Origin of the sequence: Desulfoferrobacter suflitae (assembly GCF_022603395.1) — a bacterium.
Taxonomy (GTDB): domain Bacteria; phylum Desulfobacterota; class Syntrophobacteria; order Syntrophobacterales; family Syntrophobacteraceae; genus Desulfoferrobacter; species Desulfoferrobacter suflitae.
In genome coordinates, this window is the sequence record NZ_JAIBKA010000001.1 from 266,487 (window position 1) to 287,972 (window position 21,486).

At 55.0% G+C, this 21,486-nt stretch carries 21 protein-coding genes; 6 read left to right on the top strand and 15 right to left on the bottom strand.

From position 1 onward, the window contains the following. Positions 1-247 precede the first annotated feature (247 nt). The 3 genes from dnaJ to rpoZ all read right to left on the bottom strand — a co-directional run bounded on the left by dnaJ (position 248) and on the right by rpoZ (position 2,512). On the bottom strand, positions 248-1,405 hold the full coding sequence (dnaJ, locus tag K1V27_RS01270) for a molecular chaperone DnaJ (protein WP_258927707.1): 1,158 nt from the start codon (positions 1,403-1,405) through the stop codon (positions 248-250). Between the two features lie 198 nt (positions 1,406-1,603). Beyond that, positions 1,604-1,975: a hypothetical protein gene (locus tag K1V27_RS01275; RefSeq protein WP_258927708.1), complete on the bottom strand. Its 372-nt coding sequence runs from the start codon at positions 1,973-1,975 to the stop codon at positions 1,604-1,606. A gap of 177 nt (positions 1,976-2,152) precedes the next feature. Next, positions 2,153-2,512 carry a DNA-directed RNA polymerase subunit omega gene (rpoZ, locus tag K1V27_RS01280; protein WP_258927709.1) on the bottom strand — a complete coding sequence of 120 codons (360 nt, stop codon included), beginning with the start codon at positions 2,510-2,512 and terminating at the stop codon, positions 2,153-2,155. A gap of 304 nt (positions 2,513-2,816) precedes the next feature. Here rpoZ and rpmB point away from each other — a divergent pair, with 304 nt between their 5' ends. The 3 genes from rpmB (at position 2,817) to K1V27_RS01295 (ending at position 4,721) form a co-directional block, all read left to right on the top strand. Continuing rightward, positions 2,817-3,008, top strand: a complete 192-nt coding sequence (gene rpmB / locus K1V27_RS01285) for a 50S ribosomal protein L28 (RefSeq protein WP_258927710.1) — start codon at positions 2,817-2,819, stop codon at positions 3,006-3,008. 326 nt (positions 3,009-3,334) lie between these two features. Beyond that, positions 3,335-4,111, top strand: a complete 777-nt coding sequence (ubiE, locus tag K1V27_RS01290) for a bifunctional demethylmenaquinone methyltransferase/2-methoxy-6-polyprenyl-1,4-benzoquinol methylase UbiE (RefSeq protein WP_258927711.1) — start codon at positions 3,335-3,337, stop codon at positions 4,109-4,111. A 10-nt stretch (positions 4,112-4,121) separates the two neighbouring features. Continuing rightward, positions 4,122-4,721 (top strand): class I SAM-dependent methyltransferase, encoded by a 600-nt coding sequence (locus K1V27_RS01295; RefSeq protein ID WP_258927712.1) that lies wholly within the window; start codon positions 4,122-4,124, stop codon positions 4,719-4,721. Between the two features lie 42 nt (positions 4,722-4,763). Here K1V27_RS01295 and rpe read toward each other — a convergent pair whose 3' ends face one another. From rpe to K1V27_RS01315, 4 genes are all read right to left on the bottom strand, one after another. Beyond that, positions 4,764-5,429, bottom strand: a complete 666-nt coding sequence (rpe, locus tag K1V27_RS01300; protein WP_258927713.1) for a ribulose-phosphate 3-epimerase — start codon at positions 5,427-5,429, stop codon at positions 4,764-4,766. Between the two features lie 24 nt (positions 5,430-5,453). After that, complete coding sequence (locus tag K1V27_RS01305) at positions 5,454-6,416, bottom strand: ROK family protein (protein ID WP_258927714.1); 963 nt, start codon at positions 6,414-6,416, stop codon at positions 5,454-5,456. Between the two features lie 104 nt (positions 6,417-6,520). Continuing rightward, entirely contained in the window at positions 6,521-6,985 is a 465-nt protein-coding gene (locus K1V27_RS01310; RefSeq protein ID WP_258927715.1) for an RpiB/LacA/LacB family sugar-phosphate isomerase, read from the bottom strand. Positions 6,986-7,006: 21 nt separating this feature from the next. Beyond that, positions 7,007-8,866: a transketolase gene (locus K1V27_RS01315; RefSeq protein ID WP_258927716.1), complete on the bottom strand. Its 1,860-nt coding sequence runs from the start codon at positions 8,864-8,866 to the stop codon at positions 7,007-7,009. Positions 8,867-9,293: 427 nt separating this feature from the next. On the opposite strand from K1V27_RS01315, the gene K1V27_RS01320 reads away from it, so the two are divergent. Further along, positions 9,294-10,094, top strand: coding sequence for a class I SAM-dependent methyltransferase (locus tag K1V27_RS01320; RefSeq protein WP_258927717.1), 801 nt, complete (start codon positions 9,294-9,296; stop codon positions 10,092-10,094). A gap of 42 nt (positions 10,095-10,136) precedes the next feature. On the opposite strand, the gene K1V27_RS01325 is transcribed toward K1V27_RS01320, so the two are convergent. Beyond that, positions 10,137-11,246 (bottom strand): hypothetical protein, encoded by a 1,110-nt coding sequence (locus K1V27_RS01325; RefSeq protein WP_258927718.1) that lies wholly within the window; start codon positions 11,244-11,246, stop codon positions 10,137-10,139. A gap of 238 nt (positions 11,247-11,484) precedes the next feature. Here K1V27_RS01325 and K1V27_RS01330 point away from each other — a divergent pair, with 238 nt between their 5' ends. Next, positions 11,485-12,906, top strand: coding sequence for a metallophosphoesterase (locus tag K1V27_RS01330; protein WP_258927719.1), 1,422 nt, complete (start codon positions 11,485-11,487; stop codon positions 12,904-12,906). Positions 12,907-13,036: 130 nt separating this feature from the next. Then, on the top strand, positions 13,037-14,095 hold the full coding sequence (hisC, locus tag K1V27_RS01335; RefSeq protein WP_258927720.1) for a histidinol-phosphate transaminase: 1,059 nt from the start codon (positions 13,037-13,039) through the stop codon (positions 14,093-14,095). A 93-nt stretch (positions 14,096-14,188) separates the two neighbouring features. Here hisC and K1V27_RS01340 read toward each other — a convergent pair whose 3' ends face one another. From K1V27_RS01340 to nuoH, 7 genes are read right to left on the bottom strand one after another with little or no spacing between them, the layout of a single operon-like run. Next, positions 14,189-15,607, bottom strand: a complete 1,419-nt coding sequence (locus K1V27_RS01340; protein WP_258927721.1) for an NADH-quinone oxidoreductase subunit N — start codon at positions 15,605-15,607, stop codon at positions 14,189-14,191. Further along, positions 15,604-17,085, bottom strand: coding sequence for a complex I subunit 4 family protein (locus K1V27_RS01345; protein WP_258927722.1), 1,482 nt, complete (start codon positions 17,083-17,085; stop codon positions 15,604-15,606). The genes K1V27_RS01340 and K1V27_RS01345 overlap by 4 nt, the downstream gene beginning before the upstream one ends. A 14-nt stretch (positions 17,086-17,099) precedes the next feature. Continuing rightward, positions 17,100-18,998, bottom strand: a complete 1,899-nt coding sequence (locus K1V27_RS01350) for an NADH-quinone oxidoreductase subunit 5 family protein (RefSeq protein ID WP_258927723.1) — start codon at positions 18,996-18,998, stop codon at positions 17,100-17,102. A 14-nt stretch (positions 18,999-19,012) separates the two neighbouring features. Continuing rightward, positions 19,013-19,357, bottom strand: a complete 345-nt coding sequence (gene nuoK / locus K1V27_RS01355; protein WP_258927724.1) for an NADH-quinone oxidoreductase subunit NuoK — start codon at positions 19,355-19,357, stop codon at positions 19,013-19,015. Then, positions 19,354-19,872, bottom strand: coding sequence for an NADH-quinone oxidoreductase subunit J family protein (locus tag K1V27_RS01360; protein ID WP_258927725.1), 519 nt, complete (start codon positions 19,870-19,872; stop codon positions 19,354-19,356). The genes nuoK and K1V27_RS01360 overlap by 4 nt, the downstream gene beginning before the upstream one ends. Before the next feature lie 47 nt (positions 19,873-19,919). Then, entirely contained in the window at positions 19,920-20,477 is a 558-nt protein-coding gene (nuoI, locus tag K1V27_RS01365) for an NADH-quinone oxidoreductase subunit NuoI (protein ID WP_258927726.1), read from the bottom strand. 19 nt (positions 20,478-20,496) lie between these two features. Then, a complete protein-coding gene (gene nuoH, locus K1V27_RS01370) occupies positions 20,497-21,486 on the bottom strand; it encodes an NADH-quinone oxidoreductase subunit NuoH (RefSeq protein WP_258927727.1) in 990 nt (329 codons plus the stop codon).

Consider the following 21,486-nt stretch of genomic DNA (forward strand, 5'->3'; position numbering starts at 1 on the left):
GCTGACACAAGTATTCGTGCAGTTCTCCGTCTGGCAAGACTAACAGTAACCGACTTCGCACCGGCATCGCCTGCCGACACCGAGGGCAATAGAGCGCGGATGCTTGAAAATCTTTATATTGACCTGAGGCTGCGTTGCGCTGCAACTTTTACCTCCTTAAATCTTGTTCCAGACCCAGATAAAGTCCATCTCAAAATTTCCCGTCGCGCCGAAGAAAGACGGGCTCCATCTGCTTGAATCCACTTTTTCATGAATGCCCGTGACCCGAAGAGGCCTCTACGCGATTCCCCTTGCCGGAACTTTTGCGCTTGCTCCAGGGCCATTTGCGCAGCTTGCTCCCTTCCTTTTCCCGGTCAATTTCCATGAATTCTTGAATCAGCTCTGCCTGCCGTGGGGTGACATGTTCCGGGATCTTGACCTCGATTTCGATGAAAAGGTCCCCGCGGCCATACCCCTTGAGCCGCGGCACACCCTCACCGGCAAAGCGCACTACCGTACCCGGCTGCGCTCCGGGCTCTATATTGAGGGTCTTAACCCCGTCCAGGGTGGGAACTTCTATCTGATCCCCGAGGATCGCTTGGGCAAACGAAATGGACACTTTGGCGTAGAGATGGTCGCCATCCCGGTCAAACAATTCATGCGGCTGCACATGGAGGCGAACATAGAGATCGCCGGCTTTGCCGCCTCGGTAACCACCTTCCCCCTCCTCCCGCAGCCGCAGGCGCATGGCCGAGTCCACTCCTGCCGGAACCTTGACCTGTACCTTTTTCTTTTGCTTTACGCGCCCCTGCCCGTGGCAATCTGCACATGGCGAAACGATCACCTGCCCCAGACCCTGGCACCTTGCACAGGTGGCACTGACACGGAAAAAGCCCTGGGACTGGACCACCTGGCCCCTGCCCTCGCACATGGGGCAGGTCGCTTCCCGTGATCCCAGCTCCGCCCCACTTCCACCACATTGCTTACATTGACCTAACGTTTCAATCTCAATTTCTTTTTCTGTACCGAACACCGCTTCTTCAAAACTGAGGTTCAAGTCGTATAACAGATCATCTCCCGGACGGGCTGCAGTGCGCTGGCGCGGGCTTCCGCCAAAGCCAAAGGAAAAAAACTCCTGAAAAACATCGCCAAATGAGCTGAAAATATCCTCGAATCCGCGAAAACCATTAAATCCCGCACCCTTAAGGCCTTCATGGCCATACGTATCGTATATCCGTCGTTTTTGGGGATCTCTCAAGACTTCGTAAGCCTCGGCCGCTTCCTTGAAACTCTCCTCGGCCTCCTTGTTACCGGGATTCCGATCAGGATGGTATTGCAGCGCGAGTTTTCGATATGCCCTCTTGATCTCATCTTCGGTTGATTGACGCGAAACTCCTAGAACCTGGTAATAATCACGTTTGTCCATTTGGCTTTCATTCCTCTGTTAACCTTGGTCGAAGCTTGCGGCGGCAGCCACAAATTTCGTAAACATGTATTGGGGAATTGTCAACCTTTGGCGAACATCTCGGTAAATCTTATGGGCCCCGGTCGTTCGGTGCGGCACTGCGCAACGGCATCACTGCTCCCGCCCCATCAGGGATCGAGAATCGCACCATTAGAAGGTTCAAGCCTCACTGGAAGCCCTGTCTTGCGGGCTGTCCATCTGTAAATGTCCCAAAGCTTGCCTGGCGAAACTGTGTTTGCCCATCTCCTCAGCCTTCCCGGCAAGACAGCGCCATTCTTCCTGGCTAGGCTCCCGCTTGAGAATTTTATTGATGCGCTTGAACAGAAAAGCATCACCTTCTTCCTGAGAAACCTTGAGCAATCTGAGCAGAGGCTCGGTGGCTTGTGCCTTTTCGTAAAAGTCAACGGCGTCATACACCAGACCATTCTGTTCGCACTGTTGACCCCAGGCCACGATGGTATCAACCGAAACCGCAGCCTGATTCAGCAGTTCCCGTTTCATGAGGCAACTGAGCTCTCGCATTTTGGCCATTTCCTTGCTCCCCGGCTGAACTCTTTGAACACTCAAAAGCCGGCAAACAGCCTGGAAGTCTGTCCAAGAACTCTTGTTCTTTGGGAGAAGCAGGTGTAAGTGATGGAAATCTCAGCCCCCCCTCACCTGACCTTTCCCCCTCAAAGAGGAGAAGAATTGCATGGTCCCGGACCTGTTCTAGGCTTCTTCTTCGTCCCCCGATAGCTCTTCATCTACCGTATCCAAGTCGATGTTACCGCCGAACTGGACAGCTTTCTCCATGATTTCTTTCAATTCTTCACGGGCAGCCGTCTCGTCCTGCACCTTGGTGAGCCTCTCCGGCAACGCCTTCTGTTCATCGAGCTGACGTATATTGTCCACGGTCACCTTGGCTGCAGCGATTTCCCTCAGCGCCACCACTATTTCTTTATTCTTGGGGGCATCGATCAGTGGGGGTGCTCCACTGCGCAGCTGCAGCACTCTACGCACTGCCAGGTGTACAAGAGAAAATCTGCTGTCCACCTTTTCAAGGCAATCTTCGATCGTTACGCGAGCCATGCTGGCTCCTCCTGAGTTCAAGCAATAGATGTTGAGGATTATTGATAAGTCTTAAGTACAACTTTCCTTTATAAAGTCATCAGTCAACAATATCAACCGCAAAAAAGCAAAAGGGCGCGGCAGTGTTTCCACCGGTTACCTGCGAGTAAACCGCACCGGCGGTTGAATCGGCAATATCTGCAAAAATAATTGTCATGCCGCGACTGGTGTGCTAAAAAGAATAGTTTGTTTGCTGCAAAGCTAGGCTGTATTGCGCGATGTATCGGCCTGAGATTGGAAATAGGCATGAGAAAGGAAAACTGTCATGAGGACTTGTGAATTTTGCGGAAAATCGCCTCAAAAGGGCAACAACGTCAGCCATGCAAACAATAAGACCAAGCGCGTCTGGTATCCAAACCTTCAGTCGGTACGCCACGTGCACAAGGATGGCCAAGTACGCCGCATGAACGTGTGTACCCGCTGCATCCGTTCAGGTTTGGTGGTCAAGCCGGCTTAGGAGCTCGTCGGAGAATTTCCTCTCCCTCGAAGGGGAGGACTGGGGCGAGGGTGGATTGATTGAAACTTCATTTCCCTTGCCTAACCTCTCCCCCAATCGGAGAGAAATCTTTCATCCCCGGACACGCTCCCAGCTCCTTCGGGCCGATCAACGCGGCGGCCGTTAAAGAGGACACTCGCAAAAAAGGGGAATCGGGCTGGTTTTTCCGGCACGCCCGGTGTGGCCCTTAAATTGGCCCACCCCAAGCTTGCTCCATTACCTTCCGCGTTGTTTGAATCGGCCTCTCGCTTATACTGCACCCGGGAGCCTGAATCATTCGGTGAACCATGCAACCTAGATCAGAAATGAACGCCAATAAAGAGGACCAGTTAACCCACTTCGGTTATCTCCAAATCCCCAAGGATGAAAAGGTTCACTGGGTCCGCCGCCATTTCAACACCGTTGCTCAAAAATACGACTTCATGAACACCGTTTTGAGCTTCGGAACCCACTACTTGTGGAAACAGATTGCGGTCAGGATGATGAATTTGCAACCGGGTGACCGCGTCATCGATGTGTGCGGGGGAACGGCCGATCTGTCGCTGCTGGCAGCCAAAGATGTGGGGGCAACCGGCGAGGTGGTTCTGTACGACATCAACTGGGCCATGTTGAAGATGGGAAGACCCAAGGTGGAGCGATCACCCTTTGCCAGCAATGTAAAATACGTGCAGGGCAACGCCGAGCAAATCTCATTTGCAGACTGTTCTTTCGAAGGTGCCATGGTGGGTTTCGGCATTCGCAACCTGACCAACCCGCAAGTCGGTTTCAAGGAAATGCACCGCGTACTGAAACCCGGCGGCATCCTGATGTGTCTGGAGTTTTCTGAACCGGTCACCCCCTGGTTTCGCTGGCTCTACGATTTCTATTCCTTTTACATCATGCCGGCGGTCGGCAAAATACTGGGGGGATGTGCGCCCGCCTACACATACCTTCCAGAATCCATACGCCTGTTTCCCAAGCCCGAACAGTTGTCTGCAATTTTGGAGGAGATCGGGTTCAGCGCGGTCACATTCCGCAGACTGACGGACGGCATCGCCGTCATCCACACGGGCGTCAAAAAGTGAGCCTGCTGCAATGAAGTTGAACTGGGCCGAAAGATGGGTCGTCAATAATTTCGTCAGGGTGTTCGAACAGCGCCTGCTGATTCGCCGCCTGAAGAAAATGTTTCCGTTACCGCCCGGCGCCGCAATATTGGAGATAGGCTGCGGTCGCGGCGCCGGTGCACTGATGATACACAAGGAGTTCAAGCCAGCCGTTCTGCATGCCATGGACCTCGACATCGATATGATCCGGAGGGCCGGCAGATACTTGCCTGCCGCCCACAAACGGGCAATTTCCTTTTTTGCCGCCGATGTGCTGCATTTACCCTGTCGCAACGACTCACTGGACGCCGTTTTCGGTTTCGGGGTGCTGCACCACATTCCGGACTGGCGCAGCAGCGTAGGCGAAATAGCGCGGGTGCTCAAGCCCCATGGGGCCTATTACCTTGAAGAACTCTACCCTTCTCTCTACCAGAATTTTATCACTCGGCGTCTCCTGCTGCATCCGGAGGAAGATCGCTTTTACGGCAGCGAACTCAAGGCAAGCTTGAACCAATTCAACCTGTTTCAGCAGGATGCGCTCGAAATCAGGAAGATCGGCATGCTGGGCGTTTTTATCAAGAAGGCGGCATAAGTTGCTTGCCCCGAGAGCTATCGATTCCACTTTCTCGTCCGGCTAATTCACCTTCTTGACCATATGTTTTTTCAACTCCGATATGTTGCCGGCATAATCTGCTCCCGAGAAGACTGCCGAACCGGCGACAAAAATATCCGCTCCGGCATCCACCAGCTCATCGATGGTCCCCTGATGTACTCCTCCATCAACTTCCAATAGTACCGGCGCCTGCAATGCATCGATCATTTGGCGGCATTGGCGCACTTTGGGGAGCGTTGCGCGAATGAACTCTTGACCGCCAAAACCCGGATTGACGGTCATGATGAGGACCATGTCCACATCATTCAACACATATTCCAAACCAGCCAGAGGGGTTGCCGGGTTGCATGCCACAGTGGCCCGCACCCCAAGCTCCTTGATGTTCTGGAGGGTGCGGTGCAAGTGAGGGCATGCTTCCACATGCACCCCCAGCCAGTCGGCCCCCGCATCCACAAAAGCCTGCAAATAGCGCTCCGGTTTTTCAATCATCAGATGCACGTCGAGCGGAAGTTTGGTGGCTTTTCGAATGGATGCGACGACGTCCGGACCGATAGTGATGTTGGGGACAAAATGCCCATCCATGACATCCACGTGGATCCAGTCTGTACCGGCTTCCTCCACAGCCCGAACTTGTTCGGCGAGCCTGCCGAAATCCGCAGAAAGAATAGAGGCGGAAAGTTTCCCCATGGTTTCTCCCGCTTTGCCAGCTATTTATTTGTCAAAGGATTGCAGGGCCAGAGCCGCCGCACCGATTACTCCGGCGTCATCGCCGAGCCGGGCGGTGTGCACTTCCAATTTGCTGGTGGCGGCAGCCAGGGCTTGCTGACGCACCCCCAGCCGTACCCGATCAACCAGTTCCGACAGTCCCTCAATGACCCCACCACCCAGAATCAACCTGCAGGGATTAAAAGCATTCACCAGACTGACCATGCCCGCAACCAGAGCTTCCCCTGCTTCTTGCAGCAGATTTCCCGCCAGAGCATCGCCGCCTTTATGGGCGTCTGCCACCATCCTGGCGGTGATCTTGTCCTGCTCCCCGCCCGCCAATTGGAGAAGTTTAGCGCCCGCCGCCGGATTATCGGATACTGCCTGCCTGGCTTGACGCGCAATGCCCCAGCCTCCTGCCAGAGCTTCCAGACACCCGTAGTTTCCACAGGTGCACCTGGGCCCGTGCAAGTCAACCGTGAGATGACCGATTTCACCTGCGGTATTGCTGCAACCATTCAAAATTTTCCCATTCACAACAATACCCCCCCCGATGCCGGTTCCCACAAACACACAGATCAGATCATTGCATCCCCGGCCGGCCCCAAACAGCCATTCTCCCCAGGTGATGGCACGAACGTCATTGGTGATGATCACCGGCAACCTGCAGGCTGAGCTCAACTGAGCCTGAAACGGCACCTCATGCCAATCCAGATTGGGCGCAAAATGTACCATCCCGCTTCCGGCCTCAATCTGGCCGGCGACCCCCACACCCAATCCGACGATCTTAACGCCGCGGCCATGCGCGATGTTTGAGACAAGCTCTCTGATCTGCTGCAAAACTGCAGAAGGGCCCCCATCAACATCGGTGGCAACGCGCAAGGATTGCAACATGTTGCCGTTCTCATCGACCAGGGCCGCAGCAATCTTTGTCCCGCCGAGATCGACACCGACCGCAGCCAATTGCATTTCCCTCTCCTCTGTCAGTTCCGTCACAACCGGTTCTTAACTTATGAATACCACGGCCTGCCTATTCTGCTGTCGTTTTAAGCCCTCCCGGGCAAAACACACAATTACAACAGACTGTCCCTCTCCCGTCTCTCCAGCGCCGCGACTTTTCTGAGCCGGCGCACGAAGCGCTCGTTTCCTGTGAACCTGGCAGCCAAAAAGGATTGTACAAGGTCCCATGCAAGGGCGTGACCAGTGACTCTACCCCCGAGGCACATAACATTCATCTCATCATCTTCGACCCCCTGGTGGGCGGAAAATACGTCGGTTATCAGTGCGGCCCTCACGCCAGGAACTTTATTGGCCGCCACACACGCCCCCACACCGCTGCCGCAGATGGCCAATCCTTTCGGCACTTCCCTTCTGGCCACCGCCTGCGCCAGAGGGATCACGTGATCCGGATAGTCGTCACCCGGCACCAGCTCGAAGGCCCCGAAGTCTGCAACCTGGAAACCCGCGGCCTTCAACCGCATAATCAGAGTTTCTTTGAGGTCGAATCCGCCATGATCGGCGGCGATGCCGATTTGCATAACGAGCTCCTCTTCTGCCGTCTAACCGCCAATCAACGATGCACGAAGGCGGTGCACCTGGGCAACGATGGCCTTGTGTGAGATTTCCTCAAAATCCAGCAGTTCGTGTGGCTTGCCGCTCTTGGGCTTATGCCTGACCGCAAGCGAGTAGATGGGCACCGGGCACTTCTCAAAAGCGGATCGCACTGCTTCCCCAAGACCCCCTTCCGCGTAATGATCCTCTACCGTGATGATTGCCCTGGTTTGCTCGGCAGCCCGGTGCAGCGTTTCCGCATCCACCGGCTTGATGCTGTAAAGGTCAATGACGCGCACCCACACGCCCTGCTCTTTCAGCTGGTCATTGGCGTGCAGAGCTTCGTGCAGAGTGATTCCCGCTGCGACGACGGTGGCAATATCCTGACTACTTTGGCGCAGCACCTTGCTGCCCCCGATAGGGAAGTCTTCACTGGAATCATAGATGACGGGGAGAGCTCCGCGCGTGGTGCGCAGGTAGACTATCCCGTAGTATTTTGCCGCTGCCTCGACCAGCTTTTCGCAGGAAACAGCGTCTGAGGGATACAGCACAACGCCGTGCAGGATCGTGCGAAAAAACGCCAGATCCTCCAGCCCCATCTGGGAAGGCCCGTCCTCGCCAATGGACACTCCTGCATGGGACCCCACAAACTTGATATTGGCATCGGAATACTGACTCATGCGAATTTGATCGTAAGCACGACTCATGAATGCAGAAAAAGTCGAAACAAACGGAATTTTCTTGCGACACGCGAAGCCCAGGGCCACTCCCACCATATTCTGCTCGGCCACATACATTTCAAAGAAGCGATCGGGGCATTCTTCCTTAAACAGCTGGGCCTGAGTGGAATTGCTCACTTCTCCGTCGACGCTCACCATCTCTGGAAACGCCGGGTAGATTCGCTTGAGAGCTTTGCCAAAGGCATTTCTGGTCGGCATCAATTCTCCCACCCGGTATCCCATTGCATCCGCTTTGCCCGGCACAGACTTCTGTGGCCTCAGGTGTGCGGGTGGGACTATTGCACCCCGAATGGAGGCATCGATGTCTCCCATCTCCTTCAAGGCCCGTTCAAAATCGTCCCTGGCGAGGGCCTTGCCGTGCCAGCCATCCTGATTTTCCAGCATCGAGAACCCTTTGCCTTTGACGGTTTTGGCGATCACCATGGTCGGTTTGTCCGCCACCCGGAGAGCGTTCCGGTAGGCCTCGATCACTTCAGGAAAGGAGTGGCCGTCGATCACAAAGGTGGCCCAGCCGAAGGCGGCAATGCGCCTTTCGTAAGCTGCCAGGTCGTGTCCGTACATAGTTTCACCGCATTGCCCCAACCGGTTGACATCGAGAATTCCGACGAGATTGTCACACCCATAATGGGCGGCCAGCTGGATAGCCTCCCATTGAGAGCCCTCCGCCATCTCACTGTCGCCCAGCAGCACATAGGTTCGATAAGGGAGCTTATCCAGGTACTTTGCATTGAGAGCCAAACCCAGGCCGATGGAAAGCCCCTGGCCCAACGAACCGGTAGCCGCATCGACGTAAGGAAACGCTACTGTCGGGTGCCCTTCCAGGGGACTTCCGAATCGACGGTAGGTCATCAGATCGGCCTCGGTCAACTTTCCTGCAGCAGCCCATAGGGCGTAAAAAAGCGGCGATGCATGACCCTTGGAAAAAATCAACCGATCGTTATTGGGATGATCAGGATTGTTCAGGTCGTAGCGAAATATTCCTCCAAACAGCAGACCAGTCATCAGTTCCACCGCCGAAAGAGCGGAAGTGGGATGGCCCGAACCGGCCCGGGTCGTGCACGCCAGGATGTAATAGCGGATCAGTCTGGCCAGGCTCATCAACCTTTCAAGGTTCGCGTCATCAAACATGATCTACCCTCCATGGGAACAGCAACGGATTTTACTGATGGGGTGAGTACCGTGAAGCGCTGATCCTCTTCTGTATTTTCCTGATCCTCCGCCCCCGGGGCCTGGTGGAGGATCACTATACGCCGCGGTGCGCATGCGGTCAATGAGGAACAGCCGCCTGCACGGGTAGCAAAACGATCGCTCAATCAAAGCATCGACGAATTCATCTTGGATTTGCCTCTATCCTTGTTTCACGCCATAATGGCCTTGGTGCTCCAGGAGTCATGGTGCAGGGGACCTGGAGATCATCCGGTATGCCGCTTCAGGCCGACTGCAGGACATGCACATCCCTGCCGCTTTTTCGGGCAGGGGCCGGCAACACCAGCGTCTATTCAGGCGGCGTTTTTGATCCCTGACATCGGGCAAAACCAAAGGCGAGGTCAACCACATGAAATATGTCCATGGATACGACTCGAGAGAAAACAGACGGCTGCAAGATCAAGCCAATACCTTGGTCGAACTCCTCCATTCAGATACTTCTTATCCAGCCGGCTGCCGAGTTCTCGAGGCCGGTTGCGGCATCGGCGCCCAAACGGTTACTCTGGCGCGCAACAGCCCCGATGCATCGTTTGTTTCTATTGACATATCCGTTGCTTCCATTGGCGAAGCCAAGCGAGCCGTACAATTGGCAGGCCTTACCAATGTGGAATTTCAGCAGGGTGATATTTTCAATCTGAACCTTGAACCGCATTCCTTTGATCACATTTTCGTGTGTCACGTTTTGGAGCATCTCTCCCGACCCGATGTGGCTCTGGCTAACCTCAGGAACCTCATGAAGGCGGGTGGCACAATCACCGTCATTGAAGGCGACCATGGATCGGCCTACTTTTATCCTGCCAGTGACGCCGCTCACACAGCCATACAATGTCAGGTCGAACTGCAACGGCGAGCCGGAGGCAATGCCATGATCGGAAGAGAGCTTTACCCGCTGCTGATGAAAGCCGGATTCGACCCGATTCATGTGTCTCCACGGATGGTCTATGTTGATTCCAGCAGGCCCGAGCTTGTCGAAGGTTTCATAAAAAACACCTTCACGGCAATGATCGAGGGCATACGCAGCGCCGCCCTGGATGCCCAAATAGTGGATAAGGCCATTTTTGATCAAGGCATTCGGGACTTATACAGGACAGCCGAAGTCGATGGTGTTTTTTGTTACACGTTTTTTAAAGCATCCGGAACCAAGCCATGAATCTCTGGAAGGTGAACTGCGCTGGTGCTGCGTTGCACCTTTTTATGGCTTGCGTCGCCCACGACTGCTGCGCGACAACCAGTGGGAAACCAGGTCGCCGACCGACGCACATTCCAGCCCAAAAGGGAGGTAGCCGGCATACCCCAAAATCGGCATTGCAAAAACGTGGAAACGATCGACAAAAGGGATCGAATAGTGCCATTTGGCCAGACTGTAATGGTTCCACATTTCCCAGAAGCAGCCGCAAAACAGGGCGGAAAGGGCGGAAGCCGCCGCCATGGTCCAATCGCCGTCAGCGAGGCCAGATAAGATGTGCCGTTTTCCCTGCAGGGTTTGGAGGGATACGATGATGAGCCCGGGAGACACCCAAAGCAATGAAAAGAGATAGTTGGGAAAGATTCCGATCATTGCGAGGCCTGCCGCGGCAATCGCCAGAACAACGGATGCGACTGTTTTGGGATAACGTGGTCGAATGGCGATGGAATGGGCGAATGCGGTTTTGATCAGCGGATAGGTCAGAAGCCACTTGCGGACGCTCAACACGGCCGGCAACACCGTGCTAAACGGCAGGGTGGCCAACACGAAATACTGCAGGGCATCATAGTGCGGTCCGAGGTAGTGCCAGTTTTGCACAAACCGGTTGAGGTACTCGAAAAACCACCAGAAGAGAGCGCTGACCGGAAACAGGAGCAGAAAAAACCCGGTCCGGTTGATCATCAAGCACGTTCCCGAGCGGCGGAAGGTCAATGCATTGATGACCACGATGAAAGAAAGCCACAACGGTGTGAAGGTGTGAGTCTGCCAGGCAGAAAACCACGGGAAGCGGGACCAGGCCAAAATCCATCCGGCCATACCGGCTGCGACTCCAAGCCATCCCCACCAGGGGAAATATCCGGTAGCCGGTGGAGCGACTTTGGGATGGGTTTGCCATGCTCTCTTAATGCTCACCGTGAAAAATGCCATCACCGGGGCTACTGCAGTGGCATAGGCTAGAAAGACCCGCCAGGAAAACGGCGCGTGCACGACATACGATGTCTTGGGAGGGAACTGGAGAAATTTCAATAACGGCAGCCCCGCCAGGTAAACCCCGAGCAGCGGAAGGCCCACGAGCATCACCAGCAGGATGATCAAATTCAACAGATGGCCGACCATTGGTGTCTGCTCCCGTTTATTGGCGTTGCTCCAGCAATGCGCTGCGCCCTCTCCGCAGGTTTTTTGCTGGAATCCAGTATCACACCGGACCAACAGCGGATCACAGGAGTCCGGCGTAAGGATTGGCGCTATGATATGCTGTGCTCTCCCCCTGTGGTGACTCAGGCACTATGCTTAAATCCGCCCTCACTATTGAATGCACCCGATGGAATTTGACAACTGCGTAACGGAGGAGACCATGTCGAGTGACAAGAAGTGGACCATGCTCTTGACCTTGCTGGCCGCCCTGTGGGTTTTTGGTCCGGCTGACGGCCAAACTGCTTCAGGCCGCTTTGTACTGATTTCGGACATTCATTTCAACCCCTTTCACGATCCAAGCCTGTTCCCGCAGCTTGTCGAGCAACCGGTCGAGCAATGGGAGAAGCTCTTCGCTTCCTCTCACAAAGCTCTATGGAGCCGATATGGCGAGGACAGCAACTACGCCCTGCTCAAGAGCACCCTGGATGATGCCCGCTCACGCCTTGCCGCACCCGATTTTATCCTCTACCCGGGCGATTACCTGGCGCATCAATGGCAAGCAAAGTATGACGCTCTGGCTAAGAAGTCACATGACAGCGACCCCGTCGCCTACCGCAGGTTCACAACCAAAACCATGCAGTTTCTGGCCCGCGAATTCCGCATCCGCTGGCCAAATTCGCCCATCATCGGGACCCTGGGCAACAATGATAGTTTTTGCGGCAACTACAGCATCACTCCCCAAGGCCCCTTTCTTGCGATGTTTGCCGATGTCTGGAGAGGGCTGCTGGGAGGCGGCATGCACTTCGCGGAACCGGCCAAAGACTTTTCAGACCACAGTCTTTACACCGTTCGAATCGCCCACATGAAGCGCCATCGGATCGTCGTCTTGAATGATGCATACTGGTCAAACCGGTACGACAATGCTTGCGGCCGAATCACTCAGACCCCGGCGCTTGATCAATTGGCCGCACTGGAAAACATACTGGCGGATTGCCGTAGCGCCGGTGAAAAGGTATGGCTGCTTCTGCATATCCCTGCGGGCATCGACAACTACGCATCATCTGCCAAAGCGCAGGGTCAACACGGGCGGCCCGTCACTTTCTGGCAACAGACCCTCACCAGTCGTTTCGCACAACTGGCGGAGCGTTACGCGCCCACGGTTCAAATCATATTTGCCGGCCACACTCACATGGACGATTTTCGCATCATCCGGTTGAACGGCGAAGAATCGCTTCTCATGAAAATTGCCCCCAGCATCAGCCCCATCTTCGGGACCAATCCCTGTTACCAAACGTATCAATACGATGGCTCCACGGGAAGGATTGAGAATTATCAGAGCGTCTTTCTTCCCTTGAATGATACTCACGGGAGGACGGGTGCCGATGGCAGAGCACGCTGGGAACTTGAATATGATTTTGGAAAAATCTACCGATGGCCGGAACTGAATGCGGCTACGGTTGAAAAACTGGCCGGGCAGATCAGAACGGGTGCGATCACCCGGCACCGCTACGGCGAATTCTATGATTCCGGCGGACCCACCAGGTTTGATGCGGCGACCATTAACGCCTACAGGTGCGCTATCCTGAATACGACCCCGGCACACTACCGTAAATGCGTTGAAGCGCCAAATCCGGCACCATAGGTAACGCCACGGATTATTTTTCCCTGCCCGTTCAATCATCCTTTGGCTCTTGATTTCGAGTGCCACTTGTGTCACTCATATGAGGCCCTAAACAGTGCAATTGCTGCCACAGAGAAAGAGACAAATGGCTATGAGTCGATACTGGAGTTCGGTGGTCCACAGGCTTACCCCTTATGTACCGGGCGAACAGCCACAATTGCTGGACCTGATCAAGCTGAATACCAACGAAAACCCTTACGGCCCTTCACCCAAGGTGTTGGAAATTCTCAGGAGAGAAGCGGCCGACACCCTTCGCCTCTACCCCGATCCCAATGCGGAGCGGCTCAAGGAGGCCATTGCCGCACACCATGGATTGAAGCCCTCGGAAATCTTCGTCGGCAACGGTTCAGACGAAATTCTAGCGCATACTTACCAGGCCTTGCTGCGCCACCCCAAACCGTTGCTTTTCCCGGACATCACCTACAGCTTCTATCCGGTCTACTGTCGGCTGTATGAAGTCGACTATGAGCAAGTGCCCCTTACGGAGTCCCTGCAAATCCGTGTGGAGGACTACAAACGGGCCAACGGGGGCATTCTCTTTCCCAACCCCAATGCTCCTACCGGTCGTCTATTGCCCCTGGCCGCCGTAGAAGCGCTGTTGCGCAGTAATCAAGATTCCGTTGTAGTGATCGATGAAGCCTATGTGGATTTCGGCGGTGAGTCCGCCGTTCCCTTGATTTCTCGCTTTGCCAATCTGCTGGTCATCCACACCTTTTCCAAATCCCGTTCACTGGCAGGTCTGCGCGTCGGTTTCGCCGTAGGTGATGCACAACTGATCGAAGCACTGGAACGTGTAAAAAACAGCTTCAATTCTTATCCTCTGGATCGTTTTGCCATAGCCGGTGCCGTTGCGGCCATCGAGGATCACGCCTACTTTGAAGAAACCAGGCAGAAAATCATGCGCACCAGGACCATTCTGGCGAAGCGTCTGGAAGAGCTGGGATTTGAAGTATTGCCTTCGGTCGCCAACTTTGTCTTTGTCCGGCATCCTCGACGCGATGCCGCCGAGTTGAGCAGCCAGTTGCGAGAGCGCTCCATCATCGTGCGCCATTTCGCACTTCCGCGTATCGAGCAATTCCTGCGTATTACGGTGGGTACCGATGCCCAGTGCGATGCTCTGGTCGCGGCACTGCAAAGGATTTTGCAGTGATTGGGGGAGCGCTTGCCAGCGGTCCTGCGACCATCCTCGTGGTTTTGGGCGCTCACCTGTGCCGGCGGCTGACCCTTCAGTGCGTGAGATATCTCACATCAAGGCGCGCACAGCGGCATTGGCAGCCTGTATGAAGGGATACGGAAAACTTCCCGCCACAAGCATGAGGGCCACCAGAGCTCCAGTGAGCGTTCGCAGCGGCAGGGACAGATGAAGGTCCGGTAAGGCCTCATCAGGTTTGAGCAGGTAAGCGGCCCGCACCATCATGAGATAGTAGTAGAGAGAGATGACAACGTTGATCATGCCGATGAGTACCAGCGTGAAGTAACCCTTTTGCATGGCTGCGGTAAAAACCAGAAACTTGCCGGTAAAGCCCACTGTAGGTGGAATGCCTGCCAGGCTGAAGGCCGCCACCAACAAGGCCATAGCCAAAAGGGGCGAGCGGCGGTGCAAACCCGCCAGCTGTTCTATGCGCAAATTGCCGCCGGCGCTCGCCACCTGCACGACCACCAAAAAAACCGTGAATTTCATCAGCAGCAGAGCCATGGCATAAAAAACAGTGCCGGAGTATCCCCCGGCACTGGCACTCAATACTCCGATCAATACGTAGCCGGCATGAGCGATGGTCGAATAGGCGAGCAATCGTTTGACATCATGTTCGACAATGGCTGCCAAATTGCCCAGCGTCATGGAGACAATCGACAAAACGGCCAGCACCTGGATGAGATAGGCGTTGCCTTCTCCCAGCACTGCAATGACCCGCAACAAAATACCGATTGCCGCCACTTTGGAGGCAGTGGCGATATACGCCGCCACCTGGTTCATGGAACCCTGATAGACATCCGGCGCCCAGAAATGGAATGGGAAGACGGCCAGCTTGAAAAAGAATCCACTCAGGGTGAGGAGCAGCCCAAGCATCAACAACGGATCATGGACAAAACCTGGAAGGACCTCTGTCAATTCTTCCAAGTAGCCGGCTCCGGTAGAGGCATAAACCATGCCCATGCCAAAAAACATCATGGCCGAAGCAAAAATTCCTATGATGAAATACTTAATCCCCGCTTCCAGCCCCAAATTGGCGTTCTTCCGCAGTGCCACCAGGACGTAGAGAGAGTAGCTCGATAGTTCCAGGGAGAGGTAGATGCTGATGAGGTGAACACTGCTCACCAGCATCATCATGGCGACCGTGCACAGAAACAGCAGACAGTAGAAATCGCGGCGGTGCCGCTCGCGAATGCCGTTGAGTTGCGCGCAGATACAGAGAACCAGAAAGAGAGCTGAGGATAAAATCACCTTAAAGACCTGCGACAACAGGTCGATCCGGTACGATCCCGCAAACAGAGAGCCTTCCAACTTCACCGCCGCCGCCGTGACCGCCATCCCCACCGCCGCCGCCGACAGCGCCGCGATATAGTCCGTCCCGGGAGTGGCACGTCCCCCCATGGAGGCACCAAGAAACAGCAAGGAAACCAGCAGGTAATAGATCTCGGGAGTGAACAGCAGCCAGTTCATCTGGGCAATCCATTGAAAAAGGGTATTGACGCCGTTTCGATCATGTCCACCATGAGTGACGGAAACAGCCCGAATAACAACAAGACAACGGCCAAAATCATTCTGGGTATCCCCAGACCAAAGGGAACATCGGACAACCGGGCATATTTTTCCTTCTCGGGACCGTAAAAGGTCCGCTGCACCACCCGCAGCATGAACAGAGCGCTCACCACCAGAGCCGCTATGGCCAGCACGCCGCGCAACGGATACACCTTGAACGCCGCAATGAAAACCAGCAGCTCGGCCCAAAAGTTGGCCAACCCGGGCACGCCCATGCCGGCCAGAGCCGCCACGATGAAATAGCTGGAGGCCACCGGCATGGTCCGGCTCAACCCACCCAGCTCCGCAACGGACTTGGTGTGAGTCTGGTCGTAAATGTAGCCGACCGAAGAAAACAGCAGTGCGGTCATCACGCCGTGGGCAAACATTTGAAAAACTGCTCCATTGAGCCCGTCAACGGTCAAGGTGGACAACCCAAGGCCAACGATACCCATATGCGATACGCTCGAGTACCCGATCACGTATTTGAGATCGGTTTGTCTCAACCCCACCAGAGCGCCGTAAATGATTCCAATGGCGGCAAGCAGGGCCATCAGCTGAGACCAATGCTGCCAGCCCTGAGGGCAGAGGAAAATGGCGACCCTGAGGATCCCGAAGGCTCCAATTTTCATCAACACCCCGGCATGCACCATGCTGACGGCATGAGGAGCCGCCACGTGGCCGATCGGCGACCAGGTGTGGAAAGGCCAGACACCCGCCAGAATGCCAAAGCCCAGATAGAGAAAAATGAACGCGAATTTCTGCTGCGACTCACCGAATGTTCCCGGCTGCATGAGGGCGACAATATCGAATGTGTTCAGACCCGACTGCACAAAGAGATAAATGGTGGCCGGCAGGATCAGTGCGCTGCCCGCCAGGAGGAACAGCGTCAGCTTCATTGCGGCGTATTCTTTGCGGGTGGTGCCCCACACGGCGATCAGCAGATACATGGGAATCAGGGAAACATCATACCAGACGAATAGGAAGAACAGGTCCATACTCATGAAGAGGCCAAAAACCCCGGTCACGAGCACAAAATAGAGAGCAAAGAACTCTTTCACCCGGGTCTCCATGCGCCACATGGTGAGCACCCCGGTAAAAAATACCAGGCCGGTGAGAAGCAAGTTGGGCAGGCTAAACCCGTCGGCCCCATTGAAATATTGAATGCCGAGGGGAGGGATCCAGGGAACTTTCTCTACAAACTGCAGGCCTCCCACCCGCTTGTCGTAGGCGCAAAAGAGGTACAGAGTGATAATCAGAGTGATGCCGGAAAAAACCGCACTGACATACCGGATGAGCATGGTGTGCCTGGCGGGAATCAACAGAATCGCGCCAAATCCCAGCAGGCAAGCCGCCAGTATGGAGGAGAGATAAGGAAAAGAGGCAAACTCCATGTGCATCCGCAAGCGCCCTTCTAGAAAAAGAAATAGAGTGAGAGCAGTACTGTCGCCGCAAAGATCATCAGCAATCTGTACTGGATCATCCCTGCGTTAATCAGAGCCGCCAATCGGCCGGCCAGGACCGTACCACGGCTTATGCCGTCAATGCTGCCGTCGATCACGCGGGTATCATTTTGCGCCAGCACAGCGGAAATGCCCCGATCCACTGCATGGTCCAGGATCGCCCGGTACAGGCGGTCAAGGTACCAGCGCTCGGCAAAGAACCGTGCAATAACCGGGATACCATCCACAAAGCCTGTCTGCCTGGCGCCCGGTCGACCGAATTCCCACCAAGTCAGCGCCACACCACCGGTCGCCAGAAGGGACGTCACGTAGGGCAGCCAACCCAAGTGAGCTCCCCCCGCTGTGGTCAGACCCGTATATTGTCCCGCCAGGAAATTTCTCAGCGGCGTTTGCAGGAAACCCAGGGCAACGGTGGCACCCGCCAAAATGACAAGAGGTCCGACCATGATCCGGTAAAGCAGCCGATGCCGGGTTCCCTCTGGAGCGGCGTTGGAAGCGTTGGCGGCCGGAAGCGATGGCGGGAAGAGCATGATGAATATGGGCCGAAACGCATAGTAGGCCGTCAGGAAAACTCCCAGCAGAGCAGCCACCAACCAGATGGGGTTGGGCAGACCGGCCAGCTTTGCAAGGATCACTTCCTTGCTGAAAAACCCGGACAGCGGCGGCAATCCGGCCAGTGCTCCCGCCCCAATGATGGTGCAGAGCATTGGCACACGCATTCGGCGCGTGCCCTTTGCGGCGAGGTCGTAAATATCGTTGGTTCCATACTGGTGGATGAAAACCCCGGCACAGAGGAACAGCAAAGCTTTGAACGCGGCGTGGGTGGTCAGGTGAAAAGCCCCCGCGAAAAGTCCGCCGGCGTCGAGGCCCATCAGCATAAATCCCAGCTGGCTTATAGTGGAATAGGCCCAGATTTGCTTGATGTCTCTGCTGACCATGGCCATGGTGGAGGCCAAAAGCATGCTGATGGTGCCGATGGCCAGACCCACCGTGGTTGCCGTTGAAGAAAAAAGGAAAAAGGGGAAGAGTCTTTCAAACAGGTACACCCCCGCCGCCACCATGGTCGAGGAATGCAGCAGGGCGCTCACCGGTGAAGGTCCCTGCATGGCATCGGGCAACCATGTGAGCAGTGGGAATTGGGCACTCTTGCCGATAATTCCCCCGAAAATCAGGAGCGCTGCCAGCGTGAGCATTTCCGGGGGCATGAGCCCAACAATCTTGGGACTGTCAATTTCCAGGATATTGAGGTTTCCCAGATGAAGCAAAATCAGCAAGACGCCCAAAAACATCGCCACATCGCCAAGCCGTGTCATGACAAAAGCTTTTTTGCCGGCCTGGCCGGCACTGAACTTTTCGTACCAGAAGCCGATGAGAAAGTATGAGGACAGGCCCACCAGTTCCCAAAAAATGTACAATTGAAACAGGGTCGGTGAAATGGTCAAACACATCATGGACCAGAGGAACAGGGACATGAGCGCAAAGTAGCGGGAAAAACCCGGATCGCCGGCCATATAGCCGAGAGAATAGAACTGCACCAGAAAGCCGATAATGGCCACCACCGTCAGCATGAGCAGGCTGACCGGATCCAGAAGATAGCCGAAGGGAATATAAATATCGCCGGAAACCAGCCACCTGCCGGTGTACTCGAGGGGCCGTTGCAGGTTCCAGTGACCTCCCAGAAGCACTAAGGCGGAGGCCAGGGAAACCGTTGCCGATGCCAGGGACAACCCGGCCGAGGTCTTCGGGCGATGCCGGGTGAAGAGCATGATGAGCACAAACGTGACAAACGGCGCCCATGTTCCCACAATGGCCGTTAGCAGCGTGCTATTTTCGATCCAGCATGAGGCCATACCTGCTCTCGCGATTATTCTCGAATAAAACCAGCCAGCTGGGAACCAGTCGGTTGCTCATTCAAGCAATTGAAGTTGATCGGATCGACCGATCCGGTGCGCCTGTAAGCGTAGACGATCAGCGCCAGTCCGATGGCCACCTCGGTAGCAGCAATGGCCAGCACCATCACAACGAATACCTGCCCTTCCATACTGAACCAGCGCAACGCGCCGGCCAAAAAAATGATGGAGGCGGCATTCAACATGATCTCAACACCAAGCACCACCATGATCAGGTTGCGTCGACAAACGGCGCAGGTGATGCCGAGCAGAAACAGTGCGCCGGCCAACACAATGACATGACCAAAGGGAACAATCATGATGGCTCCTCGGGTTCCTTCGGGACTTTTTCTCTGCCGAGATGCAGCGCCCCCATCAGACCGATCAGCAGGATTAACGAAATGATTTCAACCGCCAGATAGTGCCTGGCAAAAACATAATGCCCGAATTCCGTCGGTTTTGCCACCGCCGTCTCGAGCACGGCGCGGCCGGCGGGATCTGTTACCGCAACCAGAACACCCACGACTGCGTACATGAACCCGAACAAAACCATAGGCAGCAACTGGCGCAGCGGGAGCACCGTCCCCTCCGACAAATCCGGTTTAACCATCATCACGATGAACAAAAACACCACCATTATGGCGCCGGCGTAAATAATGACTTGCAGCAGAGCCAAGAACGGCGCTCCAAAAAGGCAGAACAGCAGTGCGCTGCCAATAAAGGAAAACACCAGATAGAGCACCGCGTGAACCAGGTTGCGCCGAGTGATGGCCATCCCGGTCGAAGCCAGTATGACCGATGCCAGCAAGTAGAAGATGAGACCATGGAGTGTCATGTGCGCCAACCTCTATGTTTTGTGCAAAAAAGGCTGTAGAGTGCGTGCTAAGGCAGGTTGGTCTTGATGTTAACCGGCGCTGCCTCCTGGTAATGGGTCCCTTTATCCCCTTTAACGGCCACTCCGGCATGTTTGTAGAAATCGTACTCGGCGTTCTTGCCGCCATGATCCACCAGCAAATCTTCTTTCTCATAAACTAACTTAAGAATATCCCGCTGGCAGAACTCAAAGTCGGGAGTCAGCTGAATCGCCAGGGTCGGGCACGCCTCCTCACAAAAGCCGCAATAGATACAGCGGGCAAAGTTGATGCGAAACCACTGAGCATAGCGTCGTCCATCCTCCCTTTCGCCTGATTCCATGGAAATGCAGCTGACCGGACAAACAGCGGAACAGAGGAAACAGGCAACGCAGCGCTCATCGCCATCCGCATCCCTGGTAAGAATTATTCTGGCTCGACTGCGCGCGGGAAGCGGCCTTTTGTATTCCGGATACTGTTCGGTAATGGGTTTTCGAAACAAATGCTTCAACGTGATCCGATAGGCACTGGCCAAGCCAGCGACTCCCTCATAAAACGCCCTCAAAATGTTCACCTCGTTCCCCGCCATTTGTGCCTATCCTCGATTTTCACCCACGCAGCCACAGCATCACAGCACCGGTTGCCAGTATGTTGAGCAGAGCAATGGGTATCAGCAGTTTCCACCCAAAATGCATGAGTTGATCGTAGCGCAACCGTGGAAGTGTTGCTCTGGTCCAGATCAAGAAAAACGGAACCATGAGCGCTTTCAATACCAACCAAACCACAGGAGGCAGCCACGGGCCACGCCATCCGCCCAGAAAAAAGACTGCCACCAGGGCACCGAGCACCATCATGTGCACGTATTCACCAATAAAATAGAGGGCAAACCGCATACCGCTGAATTCTGTATGGTAGCCCGCATTCAATTCATTCTCGGCTTCCGGAAGATCAAACGGCAAACGCTTCGATTCGGCAACGGCGGCTATGAGAAAAATAACAAAGGCAATCGGCTGAACCACCACAAAGGGATAGCAGGCCTGAGCATTGACAATGTCAACCAAGCTGAAGGATCCCGCCAGCATCACCACCGGTACCAGGGACAAACCCAACGGAAGCTCATAGCTGACCATCTGGGCCGCCCCCCGAATCCCCCCCAACAGGCTGTATTTTGAGTTGGACGCCCAGCCGCCCAGTGCAACGCCATACACACTCAAAGAGGAAAGAGCCAGCACGTAGAGCAGACCGACATTGAGGTCAGAGATCACCATGGGGATGTCATAACCCCACAGGATCGCATCCCTGGAAAAAGGAATGACCGCAGCGATCAAAATGGCAACGGTCGCAACGACAGCGGGGGCATACTTGAAGACCACACGGTCGGCGCCCTGAGGGATGGTGTCCTCCTTTAAAATCATCTTGATGCCATCGGCAATCGGCTGCCAAATGCCAAAAGGGCCTGCCCGGTTGGGACCGAACCGAATTTGGAAACGGCCGAGGAGTTTTCGCTCCACGAGTATCAGGTAGGCCGCCAGGCCAAGCAAAATCGTCAGCACAATGGCGGTTTTTAGCAGCAGCAGAACAAATCCCAAAAACCACAT